Origin of the sequence: Actinoplanes teichomyceticus ATCC 31121 (assembly GCF_003711105.1) — a bacterium.
GTDB classification, from domain to species: Bacteria; Actinomycetota; Actinomycetes; order Mycobacteriales; family Micromonosporaceae; genus Actinoplanes; species Actinoplanes teichomyceticus.
In genome coordinates this window covers 5,044,342-5,064,922 of sequence record NZ_CP023865.1, presented here as the reverse complement: position 1 = coordinate 5,064,922, position 20,581 = coordinate 5,044,342, and the positions used below count along the sequence as shown (strand labels likewise).

18 protein-coding genes are annotated in these 20,581 nt (G+C 71.4%); 9 read left to right on the top strand and 9 right to left on the bottom strand.

The window, feature by feature from the left end; genetic code table 11:
• Positions 1 to 8: 8 nt before the first annotated feature.
• Positions 9 to 1,115, bottom strand: a complete 1,107-nt coding sequence (locus tag ACTEI_RS22335) for a ferredoxin reductase (RefSeq protein ID WP_122979432.1) — start codon at positions 1,113 to 1,115, stop codon at positions 9 to 11.
• Between the two features lie 74 nt (positions 1,116 to 1,189).
• Here ACTEI_RS22335 and ACTEI_RS22330 point away from each other — a divergent pair, with 74 nt between their 5' ends.
• The 8 genes from ACTEI_RS22330 to ACTEI_RS22295 all read left to right on the top strand — a co-directional run bounded on the left by ACTEI_RS22330 (position 1,190) and on the right by ACTEI_RS22295 (position 7,878).
• On the top strand, positions 1,190 to 2,383 hold the full coding sequence (locus tag ACTEI_RS22330) for a PucR-like N-terminal domain-containing protein (protein ID WP_122979431.1): 1,194 nt from the start codon (positions 1,190 to 1,192) through the stop codon (positions 2,381 to 2,383).
• A 126-nt stretch (positions 2,384 to 2,509) separates the two neighbouring features.
• Positions 2,510 to 3,181 (top strand): YqeB family protein, encoded by a 672-nt coding sequence (locus ACTEI_RS22325; protein ID WP_122979430.1) that lies wholly within the window; start codon positions 2,510 to 2,512, stop codon positions 3,179 to 3,181.
• Positions 3,178 to 4,338, top strand: coding sequence for a sensor histidine kinase (locus ACTEI_RS22320; protein WP_122979429.1), 1,161 nt, complete (start codon positions 3,178 to 3,180; stop codon positions 4,336 to 4,338). The genes ACTEI_RS22325 and ACTEI_RS22320 overlap by 4 nt, the downstream gene beginning before the upstream one ends.
• Complete coding sequence (locus ACTEI_RS22315; protein WP_122979428.1) at positions 4,326 to 4,997, top strand: response regulator transcription factor; 672 nt, start codon at positions 4,326 to 4,328, stop codon at positions 4,995 to 4,997. Before ACTEI_RS22320 ends, ACTEI_RS22315 begins: the two co-directional genes overlap by 13 nt.
• 12 nt (positions 4,998 to 5,009) lie before the next feature.
• Complete coding sequence (locus tag ACTEI_RS22310; protein WP_122979427.1) at positions 5,010 to 5,195, top strand: hypothetical protein; 186 nt, start codon at positions 5,010 to 5,012, stop codon at positions 5,193 to 5,195.
• A gap of 202 nt (positions 5,196 to 5,397) precedes the next feature.
• A complete protein-coding gene (locus ACTEI_RS22305; RefSeq protein WP_122979426.1) occupies positions 5,398 to 6,381 on the top strand; it encodes a methionine ABC transporter ATP-binding protein in 984 nt (327 codons plus the stop codon).
• Positions 6,378 to 7,034 (top strand): methionine ABC transporter permease, encoded by a 657-nt coding sequence (locus tag ACTEI_RS22300; protein WP_122979425.1) that lies wholly within the window; start codon positions 6,378 to 6,380, stop codon positions 7,032 to 7,034. The genes ACTEI_RS22305 and ACTEI_RS22300 overlap by 4 nt, the downstream gene beginning before the upstream one ends.
• A gap of 22 nt (positions 7,035 to 7,056) precedes the next feature.
• Positions 7,057 to 7,878 (top strand): MetQ/NlpA family ABC transporter substrate-binding protein, encoded by an 822-nt coding sequence (locus ACTEI_RS22295; protein ID WP_122979424.1) that lies wholly within the window; start codon positions 7,057 to 7,059, stop codon positions 7,876 to 7,878.
• A gap of 331 nt (positions 7,879 to 8,209) precedes the next feature.
• Here ACTEI_RS22295 and ald read toward each other — a convergent pair whose 3' ends face one another.
• Positions 8,210 to 9,328: an alanine dehydrogenase gene (ald, locus tag ACTEI_RS22290; RefSeq protein ID WP_122979423.1), complete on the bottom strand. Its 1,119-nt coding sequence runs from the start codon at positions 9,326 to 9,328 to the stop codon at positions 8,210 to 8,212.
• 140 nt (positions 9,329 to 9,468) lie between these two features.
• Between ald and ACTEI_RS22285 the strand changes: the two genes are divergently transcribed.
• Entirely contained in the window at positions 9,469 to 9,936 is a 468-nt protein-coding gene (locus ACTEI_RS22285; RefSeq protein ID WP_122979422.1) for an Lrp/AsnC family transcriptional regulator, read from the top strand.
• 536 nt (positions 9,937 to 10,472) lie between these two features.
• Here the strand turns inward: ACTEI_RS22285 and ACTEI_RS22280 are convergent.
• The 7 genes from ACTEI_RS22280 to ACTEI_RS22250 all read right to left on the bottom strand — a co-directional run bounded on the left by ACTEI_RS22280 (position 10,473) and on the right by ACTEI_RS22250 (position 20,411).
• Complete coding sequence (locus ACTEI_RS22280) at positions 10,473 to 11,054, bottom strand: dihydrofolate reductase family protein (protein ID WP_122979421.1); 582 nt, start codon at positions 11,052 to 11,054, stop codon at positions 10,473 to 10,475.
• A 63-nt stretch (positions 11,055 to 11,117) separates the two neighbouring features.
• Positions 11,118 to 11,957 carry a helix-turn-helix domain-containing protein gene (locus ACTEI_RS22275; protein WP_239082466.1) on the bottom strand — a complete coding sequence of 280 codons (840 nt, stop codon included), beginning with the start codon at positions 11,955 to 11,957 and terminating at the stop codon, positions 11,118 to 11,120.
• Between the two features lie 3,006 nt (positions 11,958 to 14,963).
• On the bottom strand, positions 14,964 to 16,250 hold the full coding sequence (locus ACTEI_RS38535; RefSeq protein ID WP_239082465.1) for a hypothetical protein: 1,287 nt from the start codon (positions 16,248 to 16,250) through the stop codon (positions 14,964 to 14,966).
• Complete coding sequence (locus ACTEI_RS22265) at positions 16,247 to 17,113, bottom strand: carbohydrate ABC transporter permease (RefSeq protein ID WP_122979419.1); 867 nt, start codon at positions 17,111 to 17,113, stop codon at positions 16,247 to 16,249. Before ACTEI_RS22265 ends, ACTEI_RS38535 begins: the two co-directional genes overlap by 4 nt.
• Positions 17,113 to 18,087 (bottom strand): carbohydrate ABC transporter permease, encoded by a 975-nt coding sequence (locus ACTEI_RS22260; RefSeq protein WP_122982333.1) that lies wholly within the window; start codon positions 18,085 to 18,087, stop codon positions 17,113 to 17,115. Before ACTEI_RS22260 ends, ACTEI_RS22265 begins: the two co-directional genes overlap by 1 nt.
• Positions 18,088 to 18,092: 5 nt before the next feature.
• Complete coding sequence (locus ACTEI_RS22255; protein ID WP_122979418.1) at positions 18,093 to 19,376, bottom strand: ABC transporter substrate-binding protein; 1,284 nt, start codon at positions 19,374 to 19,376, stop codon at positions 18,093 to 18,095.
• Positions 19,377 to 19,385: 9 nt separating this feature from the next.
• The gene (locus ACTEI_RS22250) at positions 19,386 to 20,411 is read right to left on the bottom strand and encodes a LacI family DNA-binding transcriptional regulator (RefSeq protein ID WP_122979417.1); all 1,026 of its coding nucleotides are present in this window, start codon (positions 20,409 to 20,411) and stop codon (positions 19,386 to 19,388) included.
• Positions 20,412 to 20,581: the final 170 nt, after the last annotated feature.

The window sequence follows — 20,581 nt, the reverse complement described above, 5'->3', positions numbered from 1 at the left end:
GGGGCGGGTCAGGCGTCCAGGCGGCACGGCCCGGCGGCGGCCGAGACGCACGTCTGGACAAGAACGTTGTCGCCTTCCACGGCGGTGGTGAGCTGGCCGTCGCGCATGTCCCGGACGATGCCCTCGCGCATCGGCAGCACGCACTTGAAGCAGATGCCCATCCGGCAACCGGACGGCATGAGCTGCCCGGCCGCCTCCCCGGCGTCCAGGATGGAGACGCCGCCGGGCGCCTCGACGGTGGCGCCGGATCGCTCGAAGGTCACCGTGCCGCCGTCGCCGGCGATCAGCACGGTGGGCCGGAACCGTTCGACGTGCAGGCGTTCCCCGGCGTCCGCCTCGGCCCAGTGGTCGGCCAGCCCGTCCAGCAGGTCGCCGGGCCCGCAGGCCCAGGTCTCCCGCTCGAACAGGTCGGGGACCAGCTCGTCCAGGTCGGCCGGTTTGAGCCGGCCGTCGGCGCGGGTGTGCCGCTCGATCAGCCGGATGCGGCCCTGCGCGGCCAGCGCCCGCAGGTCGGCGCCGAAGACCACGTCCTCGCTGGTGCGGGCGGAGTGCACGACGACCACGTCGGACAGCTCGTGCACGCTGCTGCGCAGGATGCCCATCACCGGGGTGATGCCGCTGCCCGCGGTGACGAACAGGCTCTTCGCCGGCCGCTCACGCGGCAGGACGAAATCGCCGGCGGGCAGGTCGAGGTTCACGATCATGCCGCGGCGGGCGTGTTTCATCAGGTACGAGCTGACCACCCCGCCGGGCACGGCGTTGACGGTCACGCTGATGTGCCCGGACGGATGCCCGGCGGCGCTGCTGATCGAGTACGCGCGCCACAACCGGATGCCGTCGACGTCCACACCGAGCCGGACGTACTGGCCGGGCTGGTGCGGTTGCCAGCCCCGGCCGGGCCGCAGGCGCAGGGTGACCGCGTTCGCGGTCTCCGGCCGGACCGCCTCGATCCGGGCGCGCAGGACGTCGGGGTTGCGCAGCGGGGCGATCACGTCGAGGTAGTCGGTCGGCACCACCGGAGTAGTGATCAACTCGACGATCCGCCACGCGCCGTTGCGCAATGTCCGTGTAACAGCCACCTGACCAAGCCTGGCGTGCCGGACGGGCGAAAGCATGACCGGGAGAAGTGAATCGGAAGGGCCATAATTGTTCGACGGGAGTGATAACCAGTCCGAGAAGAGGGGTAAGTGTGCTCGAACCGCTGCGTGACGTACGGTCCTACCGTTTACCCGCCGAGGTCGTCGATCCGCTGCGCCGGGGGCTGCCCGAGGTCGCCGTGCAGACCATCGCCGCGATCACGATGGAGGTGCCGGCGTACGCGGAGCCGTTCGCCGGGGAGCTCGGGCACAAGATCGAGCGGGCGGTGCAGGCGGCGCTCGGGACGTTCCTCAATCTGGTGTCCCGGCCCGGCACCGACCCGGGCACTCCGCTGGCGGCCGCGCTGGAGGCGGCGTACGCGCTGGGGCGCGGTGAGGCACGCTCCGGCCGCAGCCTGGACGCGCTGCTCGCGGCGTACCGGGTGGGCGCCCGGGTGGCCTGGCGGGAGCTGGCCGCGATCAGCGTGGGCACCGGGCAGCCGGCCGGGACCATCGCGGACTTCGCCGAGCTGGTGTTCGCCTACATCGACGAGCTGTCCGCGGCGAGCGTCGCCGGGCACGCCGACGAGCTGGCCACCTCCGGGCGCATCCGGCTGCGCCACCTGCAGCAGCTCGCCCAGGCCCTGGTCGCCGGGGAGCCGGCGCACGTGCTGCAGGCGGCCGCCGAGCGCGCCGACTGGACCCCGCCGCAGACGCTCACCGCGGTCCTGCTCCCGGAGCGGGCGGCGCGCGGGCTGATCGATCTGCTCGACCCGCGTACGCTGCCGCTCGCCGGGGCGCTGCCCGACCTGCCGGGCATGGCGGTGCTGCTGGTGCCGGACCCGCAGGGCGCCTCCCGGGCGCACCTGACCCGGCTGCTGACCGGGCACAACGCGGTGATCGGCCCGGCCCGGCCGTGGCTGCTGGCGCAGGGCTCGGTGGATCGGGCGATCCGGGTGCACCGGCTGCACACCCCGGCCGGCGGCGCGGTCGTGGACACCGAGGACCACCTGACCGAGCTGGTCGTCTCGGCCGATCCGGAGGCGCTGGCCGACCTGCGCGAGCGGGCGCTCGCCCCGCTGGCCGGCGAGCGCGGGACGGCGGCGGCCAAGCTGGTCGAGACGCTGCGCAGCTGGCTGGTGCACCAGGGGCGGCGCGAGGACGTGGCGGCGGAGCTGTTCGTGCACCCGCAGACGGTCCGCTACCGGATGGCCCGGCTGCGCGAGCTGTACGGCGAGAAGCTCAAGGACCCGGGCTGGGTGCTCGCCCTGACCATCGCGCTCGCCGTCCCGGTCACCGGGGACTGAGCAGGCTCTGGTGGTCGGCCGTCGCGGTGGCCCAGTCGGGCGGGCGCCGCCGCGTGAGACCAAAGTTAGTCCCGACCGACTTTCGCCGACTGGTTCGCGGATCGCCGCGCGCCTTAGCGTCGGGGCATGACCAGGGACACCGCCGAACTCGGGTTCTCGCCGCCGGACCGCATACTGATCACCTTCGGCCCGGCGGCGCTGGGCCTGCTGCTGACCGTGAGTGTGCCGGTGGCCGCCCGGTGGGTGCTGCGGCTGCCCGCCCCGCTGCCGTTCCGGCCGGTCCTCGTGGCGCTCGGCCGGGTCGACGCGTGGGGGGAGCTCGCCGTGCTCGGGGCGCTCCTGGTCGCGGCCGGGATGTTCGCGGCCGCGGCGCTGCACGAGCACCTGGCGCACATCACGGTCACCCGCGAGCAGGTGCGCCTCGGCGGGCGGGTGCTGCCGCGGGCCGATATCGCGGCCGTGCACCCCGACGGCGAGAGCCTTGTCGTACTCGACCGGCAGTCGCGCCAGGCGGCCCGGTGCGTGCCGCGGGCCCGGTGGGGCGTGCTGGCCCGGACCTTCCGCGAGTTCGGGTATCCGTGGAGCGACACCGACCCGTACGCGGACCTCTACCGCCCGTGGACCGGCGTCGACGAGCTGCCGCCCGAGATCGCCGCGGTGTTCGCCGCCCGCGCCGTCGCGCTGCGCAAGAGAGCCACCGAGGAGGCCGGCGAGCTGCGCGCCACCCTGGAGAAGCTGGGTTACTCGGTCCGCGACGAGGGCGACAGGCAACACTGGCGCCGGCTGGTGCAGCAGTGATCCGGACCGAGCGGGCCGCCGCGCGGGTCTTCGACGTGGTCGCGATCCTGGCGGCGGCATTCTGCGCGCTGGTCATCGCGGCGGACGCCGAGGCGGGCGGCCGGATCGCCGGAGACGCGACGTTCTTCAGCCTGCTGCTCGCCTTCGCGGCCTCGACCATGCTGTGGTGGCGGCGCCGGCATCCGGTCGCCGTGGCCGCCGTGCTCGCGCCCATCACCGCGGTGACCGACTTCGCCGGCGTGGCCGCGCTGATCGCCCTCTACACGGTGATCACCCGGCGGCGCGGCCCGGTGATCGGGGTGCTGCTCGCGCTGAATCTGCTGGCCGGGGTGGCCTACAGCCTGCTGCGCCCGGATCCGCAGCTGCCGCCGGCCGCCGAGTTCGTGTTCACCCTCGCGTTCCTCACCGCGACCGTGGCCGTCGCGGTCGCCATGCGCGCCCGCCGGGACCTGATCGAGGTCCTGCGGGAACGGGCCACGCGAGCCGAGGAGGAGGCCCGGGTCCGCGCCGAGCGGCTGCGCGCGCTGGAACGCGAGCGGATCGCCCGGGAGATGCACGACGCGCTCGCGCACCGGATCTCCATGGTCAGCCTGCACGCCGGCGCGCTGCAGATTCGGCCCGACCTGACCCCGCAGGAGGTGGCCGAGGCGGCGACGACCATCCGCGACAGCGCGCACCAGGCCCTGGAGGACCTGCGGGAGATTCTCGGCGTGCTGCGTGCCGGGCCGCGCGAGCCGGGCGACGGGCTGCGCCCGCAGCCCGGTCCGGAGCAGCTGGACGACCTGGTCACCGACGCGCGGGCGGCCGGTGTGCCGGTGGACTTCGACAACCGGCTGGCCGGGGCCCCGCCCGGCGCCGCCCTCGGCCGCACCGTCTACCGCCTGGTCCAGGAGGGCTTGACCAACGCGGGCAAACACGCTCCGGGTACGACCGTGCGCGTCGAGCTGTCCCGCGCCGGGGACGGCGAGCTGCACGTGCTGATCGCCAATCCGGTCCCGGCCCGTCCGGCCCCGGCCCCACCGGGCGCCGGCGCCGGCCTCCTCGGTCTCACCGAGCGGGTCGACCTGCTCGGCGGCCGCTTACGGCACGGCGTGCACCGTGCCCCGGACGGCGCCCTCACCTTCCGGCTGGAGGCGTGGCTACCGTGGCCGGTGTGATCCGGGTACTGATCGTTGACGACGACCCACTGGTCCGGGTGGGCCTGTCGCTGGTGCTGGGCGCGGGAGCGGACCTGCGGCTGGTCGGCGAGGCGGGGGACGGCGCGGAAGCCGTCGAGCTGGTCCGCCGGCTGCGCCCGGACGTGGTGCTGATGGACATCCGGATGCCGCGGATGGACGGGCTCGCCGCGACCGGCGAGATCCGGCGGGCCGGACCGGACCCGGCGGTGATCGTGCTGACCACTTTCGACACCGACGAGCACCTGCTCGGGGCCCTGCGGCTGGGCGCGAACGGCTTCCTGCTCAAGGACATCGCGCCGGAGGCGATTCTGGACGCGGTGCGCCGGGCGGCGGCCGGTGAGTCGATCCTGGCGCCGTCGGTGCTGCCCCGGCTGATCGGCCACGCGGTCGGCCGGGACCGGGCGCCGGCCGCCGCGGACGAGCGGGCCGAGCGGGCGCGCGCCCGGCTGCGGCGGCTCAGCGAGCGGGAACGCGAGGTCGCCGAGGCGGTGGCCACCGGCAGCTCGAACGCCGAGATCTCCGCCGGGCTGCACATCAGCGTGCCGACCGTGAAGGCGTACGTGTCGCGGCTGCTGGAGAAACTGGACTGCGCCAACCGGGTGCAGGTCGCCATCCTGGTGCACGAGGCGCGCCGGTGAGACGATCGGCGCATGACTGACGACCCGCGACCGGCCGACGCCGACGCCCGGCGGGACCGGAGCGAGCGGTTCGGCGTGTTGCCGCCCCGCATCCACCCGGACGACATGGTCGAGCTCGCCGAGACCCGGCGTACGCCGGAGATCCCCGACTCGGCGCCGAACGAGACCGAGCGCGCCCTGCGCAACTCCGCCGGCTGAGCCGGCGGCACCCCACCCGGCCCGGGCGGGCCGGGTGGGGTGCTCGGCAGCCCCGGTGTTACCGGAAAGTGACGTACCAAGTGAGGGACGTTACATCGAGTGGCTTCGCGGCAGTGTGGAGGCTAGCGTAGGCCACGCGGCAAAACCCATCAGCTGAGTAGGTTTTGCGATCCGGATCACACAGGCTGACCAGGGTGTTTACGTGATTGAGATTAGCGGTCTTCGTAAGACGTACCGCTCCCGACAACGGTCCGTGGCCGCGGTCGACGGAGTCGACCTGAGCGTCGGCGAGGGCGAGGTCTACGGCGTCCTCGGGCGCAGCGGCGCGGGCAAGAGCACGCTGCTGCGCTGCGTCAACATGCTGGAACGACCCGACGCCGGCACGGTCACCGTGGGCGGGGTCGAGCTGACCCGGCTGCGTCGCCGCGAGCTGCGCCTGGCCCGGCACCGGATCGGGATGATCCATCAGCACTTCGCGCTGCTGTCCTCGCGCACCGTGGCCGGGAACGTGGCGTTCGCCCTGGAGGTGACCGGGGTGCCGCGCGCCGAGCGCCGGGCCCGGGTCGCCGAGCTGCTCGAACTCGTCGGGCTCGCCGACCGGGCGGACGCGTACCCGGCGCAGCTCTCCGGCGGCCAGAAGCAGCGGGTCGGCATCGCCCGGGCGCTCGCCGCCCGCCCCCAGGTGCTGCTCTCCGACGAGGCCACCTCGGCGCTCGACCCGGAGACCACCGACTCGATCCTGCGCCTGCTGCTCGACCTCAACCGGCGTCTCGGCCTGACCATCCTGCTGATCACCCACGAGATGGCCGTGGTGAAGCGGATCTGCACGTCCGCCGCGATCATGCGCGACGGCCGGTTCGTCGAGTCCGGCGCGGTCGGCGACCTGCTCCAGCGGCCCGGGTCGGAGCTGGCCCGCGACCTGTTCCCGCTGGAGGGCCCGACCGAGCTGCCCGGCGCGACGGTCGTCGACGTCACGGTCAGCGGCGCCGACGCGGACGCCCCGCTCATCGCCGAACTGGCCCGCCGCTTCGACACCGACGTGCGCATCCTCGGCGGCGCGGTGGAGACGCTGGCCGCCACCCGGGCCGGACGCTGGCGGCTCGCGCTGCCCGGCGGGCCGGACGAGAACAGCGCGGCCCTGGAGTTCCTGCGCAGCCGCGGCGCGGGTGTGGGGGTGGCGTCGTGACCTGGTCCGAAGTGTTCGAGCTGCTCGGCCCGGCGTCGGAGGAGACCGCCTGGATGGTCGGCGTCGCCTCGCTGTTCACCGCGATCGGCGGCCTGCTGATCGGCGTGCTGTTCGTGCTGACCGAGCGCGGCGGCCTGCTGCCGGCGCCGCCGCTGAACGCGCTGCTCGGGATGATCGTCAACCTCGGCCGCTCGATCCCGTTCCTGATCCTGATGGTGTCGATCACCCCGTTCACCCGGCTGGTGGTCGGCACCAGCATCGGCACGGACGCGGCGATCGTTCCGCTGATCGTCGGCGCCATCCCGTTCTTCGCCCGGATCGTGGAGACCGCGCTGCACGAGGTGCCCGCGGACGTGGTCGCCGCGGCCACCGCGATGGGCGCCGGCCGCGGCACCATCGTCGGCAAGGTGCTGCTCCGCGAGGGCCTGCCCGGCCTGATCTCCGGCTTCACCATCACGATCATCGCCATCACCGGGTACTCCGCGATGGCCGGCTCGGTCGGCGGCGGCGGCCTCGGCGCCCTCGCGATCGACTACGGCTACAACCGGTTCGAGGGCAAGGTCATGATCGCGACGGTCGTGGTACTGGTGGTCTTCGTCCAGCTCATCCAGATGGTGGGCGATCTCCTCGCCCGCCGGCTCTCCCACCGATAAACCAGAAAGGCTCCTTTCGATCATGCGCCGCCGTTCCCTCGCCGCCGCCCTGGCCGCCGCCTCCCTCGTACTGGGGCTGGCCGCGTGCGGCTCCTCCGACGACTCCGGTGACGCGAAGTCGGACACCCTCAAGGTGGGCGTCAGCCCGGTCCCGCACGCCGAGATCCTTCAGTACGTGAAGGACAACCTGGCCGCCAAGGAGGGCCTGAAGCTGGACATCGTCAGCTTCAACGACTACGTCCAGCCGAACGTCGCCCTCAAGGAGAAGCAGCTCGACGCCAACTACTTCCAGCACATTCCGTACCTGGAGGAGGAGGTCGCGTCGAAGGGCTACAAGTTCACCGCGCTCAAGCCGGTGCACATCGAGCCGCTCGGCGTGTACTCCAAGAAGGTCAAGAGCCTGGCCGAGGTGCCGTCCGGCGGCGTCGTGGCCATCCCGAACGACCCGTCCAACTCGGGCCGGGCGCTCAACCTGCTCGCCAAGAACGGCCTGATCACCCTCAAGGAGGGCGTCGGCGTCAAGGCGACCCAGAAGGACATCGCCAGCAACCCGAAGAACCTGGAGTTCAAGTCGCTGGAGGCGGCCCAGCTGCCGCGCAGCCTCGAGGACACCGCGCTCTCGGTGATCAACGGCAACTACGCGATCGAGACCGGCCTGAAGCCGGCCACCGACGCGCTGGCGCTGGAGACCGCGGACGACAACCCGTACGCGAACCTGGTCGTCGTCCGCACCGGTGACGAGAACGACCCGCGGGTCGTCAAGCTGGAGAAGCTGCTGCACTCCGCCGAGGTCAAGAAGTTCATCACCGACAAGTACCAGGGCTCGGTCCTGCCGGCCTTCTGATACGCGCCGCGGCCGCGCCGGTCACGATGACCGGCGCGGCCGCATGGCATCGATGTGACATTCGCGCCGGCCGGTCTGACCCGGGAAGGCGCCCGCTGCGCGTGGGGCCGGGTTTCCCGGGCTTCGCGTTTGCCGGGCTCTGCTTCGGTCTGTGTCGGGTGGGGTCGCGCCTGTCGGGCTGTGCTTCGGTCTGTGTCGGGTGGGGTCGCGTTTGCCGGGCTCTGCTTCGTTCTCCGTCGCGTGGGGTCGCGCCTGCCGGGCTTCACATCCGGCGAGAAGGGGCGCGCCCTCCGCCGCGGGTGCGGCGACGGAGGGCGCGCGGGGGGCCGGCTCAGGCCGCGAGGACCGAGTCGACGCTCTCGGTGGGGAGGCCGAGCGCGGAGCCGACGAGGTCGTTGGTGAGGAGACCGGCGTGCGTGTTGAGGCCCAGGGCCAGCGCCCGGTCGGCCCGCAGCGCCTCCTTCCAGCCCGAGTCGGCCAGCCGCAGGACGTACGGCAGGGTGGCGTTGGTCAGGGCGTACGTCGAGGTGTTCGGCACCGCCCCGGGCATGTTCGCCACGCAGTAGAAGACCGACTCGTGCACCCGGTAGACCGGGTCCTCGTGGGTGGTCGGGCGCGAGTCCTCGAAGCAGCCGCCCTGGTCGATCGCGATGTCCACCAGCACCGATCCCGGCTTCATCCGCTTCACCAGGTCGTTGCCGACCAGGGTGGGCGCCTTCGCGCCGGGCACCAGCACCGCGCCGATCACCATGTCCGCCTCGATCACCGACTGCTCGATGGCGTACTGGCTGGAGACCAGCGTCCGGACCCGGCCGCCGAACTGGGCGTCGAGCTGCCGCAGCCGCGGGATGCTCAGGTCGAGCACGGTCACGTCGGCGCCCAGGCCCAGCGCGATGGTCGCGGCGTTCGCGCCGGAGACACCGCCGCCGATCACGGTGATCTTCGCGGGCGCCACCCCGGGCACCCCGCCCGGCAGGACACCGCGCCCGCCGCTGTTGCGCATCAGGCTGAACGCGCCGACCTGCGGGGCGAGCCGTCCGGCCACCTCGGACATCGGTGCCAGCAGCGGCAGGGAGCCGTCCGGCAGCTGGACCGTCTCGTACGCGATGGCGGTGGTCCCGCTGTTCAGCAGAGCCTCGGTGCCCGCCCGGTCGGCGGCCAGGTGCAGGTAGGTGAAGAGGATCTGGCCGGCGCGCAGCCGGTGGTACTCCTCGGCGATCGGCTCCTTGACCTTGAGGATCATGTCCGCCGCGTCCCAGACCGAGTCGGCGTCCGGCAGGATCCGGGCGCCGGCCGCCAGGTAGTCCTCATCGGTGATCGCCGAGCCCGCCCCGGCGCCGGCCTGCACGATCACCTCGTGCCCGTGGCGCCTGGCCTCCACCACGCCCGCGGGCGTGATCGCCACCCGGTACTCGTGGTTCTTGACCTCTTTCGGCACGCCGATGTGCATGGGGATGTTCCTTTCGCCCGGCGCCTCGGATGACGCGGATGCGGTTAGAGTGAAACGATGTGCAGTGAACCGGCAAGTCGGGCGAAGAAGATTCTGTTCGTAACATGGGGCCCGCACATCGTTCGAAGCAGCGGCGTGTGATGAGCGACTTGCCGAAGGATGTTCGAGGTCTCGATCACATCGATCTCGAACTGCTGAGCCTGCTGCGCGCCGACGGCCGCCTGCCGAACAACGCGCTCGCCGAGCGGGTCGGCATCGCCCCGTCCACGTGCCTCACCCGGATCCGCCGGCTGCGCGAGATCGGCGCGATCCGCGGCTTCCACGCCGACGTCGACCCGGCCTGGATGGGCCGCCCCATCCAGGCGATGATCGCGGTCCGGATCCGTTCCGACGCGCGCGACGCGATCGGCAAGTTCGCCGAATCCCTGGCCGGCATCCCAGCGGTGCGCGACGTGTATTTCATCTCCGGCGACTACGACTTCCTCCTGCATGTCGCGGCCGCCGACGTCGACGACCTGCGCTCGGTGATCACCGAACGGCTCAGCGGGACACGGCTGGTCGCGGGCACCGAGACATACCTGATCTTCGAGCACCGCCGGGGCAGCTGATCCCGGCCCCACATCACCAGACGTCCGAGCCGGCGCGGGCCGCCCGACGGGACCGGGCGGGCTGCCGCGGGCCGGTGGCGCGGGTCGTCGTTGCCGTGGGGGTTCCGGTGGGTCGTCGTTGCTGCCGAGGCCCGCGGGCGGTCGTTGCCACCGAGGTCCCTGACGGGTCGCGCCGGCCGCGGGCGCGGCCCGGGCACGGGCCTCCGAGCCTCCGGCGCCACGTCCGTGCGCGGCCTCCGCCCGAGAAACGCGGCGACCCCGCCTGCACGTCGTAGGCGTGCACGTCGTCGATGGTCGGGCTCTCTGCTGCCGACGGCAGGCGTGCTGGTTGTCGATGGTCGGCGTTCTTGTTCCCTTGACCACCGCACCGGCAGCCCGGTGAACCCGGTGGTACCCGACAACGCTGAGTTGTCACCTCGACCACCACATCCCGGGGGCCACCCGAATCAGGCGGGGCAGCGATGCACAAACGCAGCCGGACGCCCGATCTCGTGTCACCGTCGCAGCGGACTTCTTCGCGTACCCACTCAGATCAGTCAACGGCGCACCCGATAGCGCAGGTGAAGCACCCGGTTGCCCTGAACAACTACGTCCGGGCCTTCCAGCAGGTGCTGCGCGTCGACGGAGCCGAAGTAACGCTTACCGGACCCGAGCACCACGGGTGCGACGTCCATGCGCACCTCGTCGACCCAACCTGCGGCGAGTGCCTGGCCGCCGACGTCGCCAGCAGCGAACTCGACAGTGCGGTCACCCGCAAGCTCCCGCGCCTTGGCCACGGCCGCCTCGATGCCGTCGACAAAGTGGAACGGCGCCTGGGGGTCCCAGCCCTCGGGCGCACCACGGTGACTCACCACGACCACGTGGTCGATCCCACTCGGAGGCGTCCCATCCCAGCCGTCGGTGATGTCGAAGGCGTGACGGCCGGCAATGGTCACCCCGACCTCGTCCCAGTACGGCCGGACGTAGTCGAACGAAGCCTGCGACACCTTCAGAACGCCACCGTCGTCCAACGGCACCTCACCGCTGACCAGCCACTCGAAGATCGGACCGGGATCGTCGTTCTCAGCCGCGATGAAACCATCCACCGAAACCGACGCGTTCATGACCACTTTCCCCACGGACTCCTCCTCTGTTCGGAGTCCTAAGTCTTCTGCGGCGTGAACTGTCGCTCTTGTACGAAATCAATCGGCTGGCAGCGGCCAGCCGTCCAGGACGTGGTCGGGATGATCGCGCAGGAATCGCCGCCGGACTGCGGCGTACCGGGTCGGCGTGAGCCCGGTGAACTCCCGGAACTCGCGCACGAAGTGGGCCTGGTCGAAGTAGCCCGCGCCAGCGGCAACGTCTCCCCAGTCGATCGGTGCTGCGACGTCGATCGCCAACACGGTGGAGGTGAAGCGGTAGCTGCGAGCCAGCCGTTTCGGCGTGACACCGACTACGGCCTTGAACCGCTTCGCCAGATACGTGCTGCTGGCGCGGGCCGCCACCCCGATGTCGCTGATCGGCACTGTCCCGCCTGTCGCCGCGACGGCGCTGCTCATCTGGCGGACCAGGTCAAGACCGTCGATCACCCGCAGCCGTCGCACCAGTTCCTCCTCGAGCAACATCAGCATCTCGTGGGGTGCGTCCGCCAAGGTCAGTCGGTGTCGCAACTCAGCGATAGAGGGCTGGTCCCAGATCTGCCCCACCGTCGCAGGTCGGTCGCATAACTCGAACGCGGGCATCGGAAGGAACGGTGCGAGCCCCCACGGCCTGAAGTGGACGCCCACGGACCGGGTCGGCGTTGGGTAGCTGAACTCCCACGCACGCGTGGGCGTGGTAACCGCGCAGCCGTCGGCGTACTCCACGGCGTCTACGTCGGTGCCTGCGCGGATGAGAAACGGCGCCCCGAGGTTGACGATGAGCAATGGCGCGGGCGCCGCCGGCAGCATCAACCGGGAGTACGGCGGGGCGCCCTCCAGGTAGTAGAGGTCGTCGATCAGCCCGTCCAGCGGCGGACCCGGCACCCTGGACACATACTCCACGCCGACATTATCGCCGGCGGCCCATCCGGCATCACGCGCCGCCGCCAGCATCGAGCTGCCCCCATTCCCTGACGGGTGCCCCGGCGTATCTCGGCCCCCGACTACACGCCACGTTGTGAAGAGCCAGCAAAAGCTGTTCGCGGCGGGGCGGCGAGGCCTGGTCCTGCCCATTCCCGGCCGGTGAGCCGGGATGGCGTCTCGAACCGGTGTGTTCGGCTGCTTTCCGTCTCGCGGCGGTGGGTGGGATGCTTCCCGTCTCGCGGCGGTCAGATCGGGTGCTCTCCGTCTTGCGGCAGCAGGCCCGGGTGCTTTCCGTCCGAGGTTGCGGGGTTCGGCTGCTCGCCGCCTCACGGTCGCAGGTTCGGGCACTTTCCCGTCGTAGGTCGCTGGTTCGGCTACCCCCGCCCCGCGGCGGTGCCCATGCGCGTCCCATTTCGGAGTGGTGGGTCCGGGTGCCTCCCATTTCCGAACGCTGAGGCCGGGTCTCTTCCATTTCCGAACGCTGAGGCCGGGTCTTTCCCATTTCCGAACGCTGAGGCCGGGTCTTTCCCCTTTCGGAGCGCTGAGGCCGGGGCCTCCCGGCTCCGGGGCGGTGAGGTCGGGTGCTTCCCATTCCCAAGGTGGTGACTCCGGATGCAGCCCGCTCCGCATGGGACGCGAGCCGGGCAGCCGAGACCGGCGGCTGCGTCACCTGCACCTGTCGGGCTGGCACCGTGAGCGTTCCGGTCGTAACCGCCTGCGGCGGGGCCGCCGCGTCGGCCTGCGGAACAAACGCCGCCACCTCCGGAGCTTTGCTCCTTACCTGCGGGGTGTCGATTCCTGTCCGCCGAGTCCCGGTCTCTGCCTGCCAGATGCCGGTCCGTGCCTGCTGAGCGTCAGCCGCTGTCTGCGGAGTTCCGGTCGTTGTCTGTGGAATCCCGGGCGGTGCCTGTGGAATCCCGGGCGGTGCCCGTGGAGCTTCGATCTCGGCCTGCGGAGTTGCGGCGCGTGCCGGCTGCGCTTCGGCTTCTGCCTGCGAACTTTCAACTGGAACCCGCGGACCGGCGACGCGTGCCTGCGAAGCCTCGATCTCTGCCTGCGCAGTCCCCGTCCGCGCCTGCTCAGCGCCTGACTTTCCTTGCGAAACCGCGTCCCCGGCCCGCGAAGCCCGCGTCACGGGCCGGACAGGGCCACCTGTGGTGGCGGGCGCCACCCGCGAAGCGCAGCCCTCCCGAAGCGCATGGCGCAGCTTCTCGGCATGGCGGCGCCGCAAACCCCACGCGCGGTGGCGCTCATGCTCACGACGCCATTCATCGCGAACGGCCGAATAATTCCGCGACGCTGCCCGATCGCGCATCGCAGCTATTTCAGCCCTGCCGAACAGCGACAACTGCCCCATGCAAAGATTCTCCCGCACCCCACTCCCGCCATGTCAGTATTTGATCATGCCAATCCCATTTCCCGACGGCACCGGAAATCCCGGTATCGCCGGTGATCCCATGCAACAGCGCAACCGAATAGCGCCGAAATGCCAACCGATGATGTACGACCGTGCACCCACGGAACCGTCCACCGTCGCGCCGAGAAAATGCGCGGCCAAACTCCCTGTGGGTTGTCACCAGGCGTGACCTAGCGGTCCCGCCGATCAGCCAGTGCGAGCGGTCTTGGCCGCGGCGGCCGCTGTCACCCGCCGGGAGCGAAACCGCATGTGCGAGGCGGGCGACTCATGCGAAAATCCGGCGGAGTGTCCTCTCGACGGGCGCATCCGGCGTTGTGGCTTGCGCGTCCGCACCTCCCGTTCCGGTCGAGGCGGCCACGACCACCCGACGGTCGATGGAGTCGGTGATGAGTAGCGCTGATCCGCCGCTTGAGCCATGCCGGGACGGGATGTGGGTGCAGGCGCAGGGCAGGCGGCGGAGACGACCCGGCGACCGTGGTGAACCGGTGGCGGCAAGGTGCTGTGAGGCGACGCTTCCCGCGGTTCACGCAGCCGGAGCCGCATCGATGAGGGTCAGCCGCGCGAGCCGGCCACGGCCCTGGGCGGAAGGTTGGCAGTGCATGGCTTCCGCAGGTTCGACGCCGCTTCCGGCCCGGGTGGCGAACCTGCTCGTGTGCCCGTCCGGGTGGCGAAACTGATCGTGCGCCCGTCCGGGTGGCGAACCTGGTCGTGTGCCCGTCCGGGTGGCGAAACTGATCGTGCGCCAGCTCGAGTGACGAACCTGATCGTGCGCCAGTCCGGGTGGCGAACCGGAGCGCGCGGGCCCGGGCAACCGGCCGGGCTCATTCACGCCTCCGTGGCGCCCCATGGCTGGTGAACGGACTCACGTTCTTCGTCCCCCGTGGGTCCCGGCCGGGCCGCGCGGGGGCGACGGTGGCCTCTGTGGTGGGCGGGGTGGGTAGGGGCGTTGCGGGCGGGGAGCTGAAGGTATGCGCACCGGTCTTCGTCGCTGCTCGGCGGGAGGGGGGTCACCCGCTGAGTGGCCGAAATGCCCCGCAAGGTTGTCCAGTGTGACCGGGGTCACGTGGACCACCGGTGGTGCGCGGTCCCGGGCTCGGCGGAGGGTCCACGCAGCAGGGTGGGGGGAAGACCTCGGGACGCTTCCGTCCGCGAGGCCCGGCCCGCATGCGAACCGGCTGGTCGGCCCGGCATCACGGGATGCGTCCGCGCCGGAATGCGCTTCCGGGCGACAGGGGGTTGCTTCGCCGCAATGCTCACGGACCCGGGGTCGTCTGGCCGGGGAGTGTTTTGTGGGCGGCTGCGGGATGGTTCGTCCGGGTGTTGGCGGAACCGGAGGCGTCGTCTGGACAAAGGTGTGTCCTGGACGGCTTTGGGATGGCTCGTCCGAGTGTTCGCGGAACCGGAGGCGTCGTCTGGACGGGGGTGTGCCGTGGGCGGATCCGGGACGGTCCGTCCCGGAGCTCGCGGGAAGAGGGTTTCCTCTGGACGGAGAGTGCGGCGTGGGCCGGGTGCGGGCCGGCTCTTCCCGGGTGGTCGTGCGACGAGATGGCCTCCGGGCCCGTCCGCGGTCAGCGGGCGAGGCGGTCGCTGATCATGTGGATGGCGAAGAGGTGGAAGCCGATCACCAGGGGGAGGGTGACCGGTACGGCCAGGGCCAGGAAGAAGGCGATCACGCCGGTCACCGCCAGGGCGGTGGCGCACTTCGGGCGGTCCCAGGCCCAAGCGGCGGCGGCACGCCAGGTGCGGTCCGGGGCGCGGCCCAGGGCGACCAGGGTCAGCGCGGCGACTCCGGAGAGCCAGACGGCGACCACGCCGGTGACCGCGAACAGGACCGGGCCGCCGGGTACCCCACCACCGCGGACGGCGATCAGGTCGATCAGCAGGGCGGCGGCGGCCGACAGGGCGGGGACGCCGGGGAGGATGCCGCGCCGGAACTGGCGGAGCACCGGGCGCCAGCCGGGCAGCCGGCCGTCCCGGCAGCGGTCGTGGACCGCGGCCGAGCCGGCGGCCAGGGCGGCCGGGGCGGTGACCACCGGCAGCGCCAGGGCGGTCACCGCGATCCCGATCAGGGCGAGGTCGGTGGCGAGCGTGAGCCGGTCCCGCCAGTCCGCCCGCGCCGGCGGCGCCTTCTCCGCCGGCCAGTCCAGGCGGTCGGTCGTTCCGGGAGAGGCGACGCCGGGAACGGGACCGGCCGCCGGCGTACCGGAAAGGGCGGACCGGAGGCCGGACGCGCCGTAAGCGGTCGGCGCTTCCGGCATGCCGGCGGCGGCGCTGAGGCCGGTCGGGCCGCCGGTGGTGTCGGAGCCCGCCGGGCTGGTGGTGGGGTGGGAGTCGGTGGGGCGTCTGGTGGTGTCGGAGAAGGCTGGGCTGGTGGTGGGGTGGGAGTCGGTGGGGCGTCTGGTGGTGTCGGAGCGCGCTGGGCTGGTGGTGGCGGCGTGGGAGTCGGTGGGGCGTCTGGTGGCGTCGGAGCGGGCTGGGCTGGTGGTGGCGTGGGAGTCGGTGGGACGGCTGGTGGCGTCGGAGGCGGCCGGGCCGGCGGTGACGGGGGAGCCGCCGGGGCCGCCGGTGGTGTCGGAGGCCGCCGGGCTGGTGGCGGCGTGGGAGCCGGTGGGATCGGAGCCGGCCGGGCCGGTGGTGGCGTCCGGCCGGGGCGGGTCCGCAGCGGCCCTGGACCGGCCCGGGACAGCGGCGCGGTCCGGTGGGCGGGAAGTCCGGATGGCCTCCGGCAGGCCGGAAGCGCGGGCGGCTTCCGGCCTGCCGGGGGTGGTGAGGCCGGCGGCGGCCCGGGCGGTGGAAGGGGCCGGGGACGCCGCCGGGGTACGGGGAAGCGGGTGCTCGCGGTGCGGGAGCGTCATCCTTTCAGGCCTGTCGTGTTGATGCCCTCGACCAGCAGGCGCTGGAAGGCGACGAAGAACAGGAAGACCGGGGCGAGCGACAGCACCGACATGGCGAACATCGGGCCCACCGCCGACTGGCCGGTGGAGTCGATGAACAGTGTCAGCGCCACCGGGGCGGTGTATTTCTCCAGGTCGGAGAGGTACACCAGCTGGCGGAAGAAGTCGTTCCAGGTCCAGATGAACGAGAAGATCGCGGTGGAGACCAGGGCCGGGCGTGACAGCGGGAGGATGACGTGGCGGAAGGCGGAGTACGCCGTGCAGCCGTCGATCTTCGCGGCGTCGTCGAGCTCGCGGGGGATGCCGCGCATGAACTGGACCATCAGGAAGACGAAGAACGCGTCGGTGGCCAGCATGTGCGGCACGATCAGCGGGAGGTACGGCCACGGCCCGCCCACCCACCCGAACGACCGGAACATCACGAACTGCGGCACGATCAGCACGTGGCTGGGCAGCAGCAGCGTGCCGATCATGATGGCGAACCAGAAGCCGCGCAGCCGGAACCGCAGGCGGGCGAAGGCGTACGCGGCGAGCAGGCAGGACACGCAGTTGGCCACCACGGTCAGCGCCGCCACCATGAAACTGTTCAGGAAGTACCGGCCGAAGCCGACGTCGAAGTGCGTCCACCCGTCCGGGTAGTTGCCGGGCGTCCAGTTCTCCGGCAGCACCGACACGTTGTTCAGGATCTCCTCGGGCGCCTTGAACGAGCTGCCGAGCATCCAGACCAGCGGGTACAGCACCAGTGCGGTGAGCAGAAGCAGGACCGCCGGGCGGATCAGCGAGCGCGGGGTGAACGGCCGGCGGCCGGCGACCACGGTGACCATCAGTCGTCTCCGTCCGAGTAGTGGACCCAGAACCGGCCGGTACGGAACAGCACCACCGTGACCAGCCCGATCGTGAGCAGGAAGACCCAGGCCATCGCCGAGGCGTAGCCCATCTCGTAGTTCGCGAAACCGCGGATGTAGAGGTAGAGCGTGTACATCAGGGTCGAGTCGACCGGACCGCCGGTGCCGCCGGAGAGCACGAACGCCGAGGTGAAGCCCTGGAAGCCGTGGATCGTCTCGAGGACCAGGTTGAAGAAGATGACCGGGGAGAGCATCGGCAGCGTGACGCTGAGGAACTGGCGCAGGGCGCCCGCGCCGTCCACCTCGGCCGCTTCGTACAGCTCGTTCGGTACCTGCTTGAGACCGGCCAGGAAGATCACCATCGGGGCGCCGAACTGCCAGATGGCCAGCAGGATCAGCGTGCCCAGGGCGGTGTCCGGGTCGTTGACCCAGGCCTTGCCCTCGATGCCGAACCAGCCCAGGATCGCGTTGATGGACCCGCTGCGGTCGAACATGCTGTGCCACACCATCGCCAGGGCGACGCTGCCGCCCAGCAGCGACGGCAGGTAGAACAGCCCGCGGAACAGGCCCGAGCCGCGGAACGAGCGGTTCAGCAGCAGCGCCACGCCCAGCGCCGAACCGAGCTTGAGCGGGGTGGCGATGAACGCGAAGATCAGGGTGACCCGGACGGCGTGCCAGTAGGCCGGGTCGTCGCCGAACATCCGCTGGTAGTTGTCCAGGCCGATCCACTTCACCTCGGACCACGGGGTGAGGATGTCGTAGTCGGTGAAGCTCAGGTACAGCGACATCAGCATCGGGATCGCGGTGACCGCGGCGAACCCGATCAGCCAGGGGGTGAGGAAGACGTATCCGGCGCGGCCGTCGTCGCGGTGCCGGGCGGGCCGGCCCCGCCGCTGGGGCGCGGCGGGACCGGGCTGCGGCCGTTGGGTGGGCGGCCGGGTGGTGATCGCCACGTTGCTCACCGGCTGATCGCGGCCTGGGCCGCCGTGACGAACTGCTCCGCGGCCTGGGCCGGGGTGGCGGTGCCGAACTGGGCGGCCTCGGCGGCCTTGACCAGTTCGGTCTTGACCGTGGCGTGGCCCTTCGGCGGCACACTCGGCGACGCGCCGAACTTCTTGACCAGCTCGTCCTCCAGGGCGATCGAGGCCTTCATCGCCGGGTCGGTCACCGACGCGGCCACCTGCTTGCGGATGTCCAGGTTGGACGGCAGGCCGCGGTCGGTGCCCAGCACTTTGCCCGCCTCCGGGTCGTTGGCCAGGAAGTTGAGTACGTCGACGGCGACGTCCTTGTGCTTGCTGCCGCGGTAGACCGACAGGTACATCGAGGCGCGCGCCCACTGCGCGGACGGGTCACCCGGGTACGCGACCACGCCCAGCTCGTCCTTGGTGTTCTTCTGGATGTCCGGCATCTGGTTGGCCCACACCCAGGAGGTGAGCGCCTTGCCGGTGACCACCAGCTGCTTGGTGATGTCGGTGGCGTTGCCCTCGTGGATCACGTCGGCGGGCGGGGTGGCCTTGGCGTCCCGGGCGCCCTTCCACAGCTCGAACCACTTCTGCACGTCCTCCTTGGCGAAGCCGAGCTGATTGCCGGTGTAGAACTCCTTGCCGTTCTGCCGCAGCCACACCCAGAGCGCCTTGTAGTCGGCGCTGGGGTCCATGGTGCCGGCGACCTTGGTGGCGGCGCCGGCCCTCTGCGCCCAGCTGATCAGCTCTTCCCAGCTCATCCCGGTCCTGGGCGGCTCCTGCCTGGCGGCCGCCAGCTTGGTCTTGTTGAAGACCAGGCCCTGGGTGTTCTCGCCCATCGCCATGCCGGCGAGTTTGTCGCCGACCACGCCGTACTTCCAGAGGCTCTCCGGGAACCTGCTCACATCCAGTTTGCCGGAGTCCTTGTACCTGGTGAGGTCCTCGGTGACGTTGCGGGTGGCGTACTCGGCGAGGTAGTTGTCGTCGATCTGGAAGATGTCCGGGGCGCCGTCGCCGGCGGTGAGCGTGGCCAGCTTGTCGAAGTAGCCCTGGTTGGCCTGCCAGGTCGTCTTGAACGTGACGTCCGGGTGCTTCTGCTTGTAGAGCGCCAGGGCCTGCTCGGTCAGCTTGGCGCGGGCCTCGCCGCCCCACCAGAAGAAGGTGAGCTCGGTCTTGCCGTCGCTGCCCGAGCCGTCGTCACCGCCGCAGGCGCCGAGCAGCGCCAGCGGCATGGCGATCACAGCGGCCACGAGGCCGCGCAACATTCGAGGTGCGGTCATGGGGATGGGTCACTCCTTGACGTATGCGGCGACCTGAGCGGTGGTCGCGCCGGCCGGGGCGTACGGCCCGGGCCCGGTGGAGTTGCGGATGACCAGATCGGTCCGGAGCGTGACCTGTCCGGTGGCGCCGTCGTCGCCCTGCTGGAGCAGCATGTCGACGGCGGCGCGCCCGGCGGCCGCGGTCGGGTTCGCCACGGTGGTGAGCGTGGGTCGTACCAGAGCGCTGGTCGCGATGTCGTCGAAGCCGACGACACTGATCTGCTCCGGCACGGCGACACCGCGGTCCTGCAACGACTGGAGCAGGCCGATGGCCATCAGGTCGTTGTAGGCGAGCACCGCGGTGGCGCCGGTGGCGAGCACCGCCTCGCAGGTGTCCGCACCGGCCGAGGACACCGGCTGGTGCGGGCCGAGGACGGTGAGTTCCGCGCCGGCGGCCCGGGCGGCGGCCCCGGCGGCTCGGCGGATCTCCCGGTTGGTCCACGACCCGCGCGGACCGGACAGGTAGGCGAGGTGGCGGTGGCCCAGGTCGACGAGATGGCGTACGGCCGAGCGAGCGCCCGCGCCGACGTCCATCACCACCGCCGGAAGCCCGTCGATCAGGCGGTTCACGACGACCAGCGGCACCTCGCGGCGCAGCTGCTCGATCTGGTCGTCGCTCATCCGGGGGCTGCAGAGCAGGATCCCGTCGACCTGCTTGGCCAGGGCCCGGACGAGGTCGGTCTCGACGACCGGGTCCTCGTCGGTGTCGGCGACGAAGACATGGTAGTCACGTCGCCGGGCGTGGGTCTCGGCCGCCTTGATCATGGGTGGGAAGAAGGGGTTCGCGATGTCGGCCACGATCAGGCCGATGTTGTGGGTGCGCCCGGTGATCAGCGCCCGGGCGGCCCGGTTCGGGCGGTAGCCCAGTTCCTCCGCGGTGGCCAGCACCCGCGTGCGGGTCTCGGGGTTGACCAGGTGCGGCGCCGAGAAGGTGCGCGACACCGTGGAGATGTGCACTCCGGACGCCTTGGCGACGTCCCGGATGGTCACGGCCACGATGCCTCCTGCTCGGAATGTGATCCGGCTCTCTCTGGTGGAGCCATTAATGCAAACGGTTGCTGAAGTGTCAACGCCCTTCGATGTCATCACTGTTGCCGGGGCATGACGTAGATCCCGCAAAATGGGGCAAATATGGTTGGTCCATTGACTTGCGTCGTGGTCTCGTT

What these genes read in the sequence shown, in the direction of transcription:
- ACTEI_RS22335 (WP_122979432.1), bottom strand. Translation starts at nt 1,115, where the DNA reads ATGCTTTCGCCCGTCCGGCACGCCAGGCTTGGTCAGGTGGCTGTTACA.
- ACTEI_RS22325 (WP_122979430.1), top strand. Translation starts at nt 2,510, where the DNA reads ATGACCAGGGACACCGCCGAACTCGGGTTCTCGCCGCCGGACCGCATA.
- ACTEI_RS22310 (WP_122979427.1), top strand. Translation starts at nt 5,010, where the DNA reads ATGACTGACGACCCGCGACCGGCCGACGCCGACGCCCGGCGGGACCGG.
- ACTEI_RS22295 (WP_122979424.1), top strand. Translation starts at nt 7,057, where the DNA reads ATGCGCCGCCGTTCCCTCGCCGCCGCCCTGGCCGCCGCCTCCCTCGTA.
- ald (WP_122979423.1), bottom strand. Translation starts at nt 9,328, where the DNA reads ATGCACATCGGCGTGCCGAAAGAGGTCAAGAACCACGAGTACCGGGTG.
- ACTEI_RS22285 (WP_122979422.1), top strand. Translation starts at nt 9,469, where the DNA reads ATGAGCGACTTGCCGAAGGATGTTCGAGGTCTCGATCACATCGATCTC.
- ACTEI_RS38535 (WP_239082465.1), bottom strand. Translation starts at nt 16,250, where the DNA reads ATGACGCTCCCGCACCGCGAGCACCCGCTTCCCCGTACCCCGGCGGCG.
- ACTEI_RS22265 (WP_122979419.1), bottom strand. Translation starts at nt 17,113, where the DNA reads ATGGTCACCGTGGTCGCCGGCCGCCGGCCGTTCACCCCGCGCTCGCTG.
- ACTEI_RS22255 (WP_122979418.1), bottom strand. Translation starts at nt 19,376, where the DNA reads ATGACCGCACCTCGAATGTTGCGCGGCCTCGTGGCCGCTGTGATCGCC.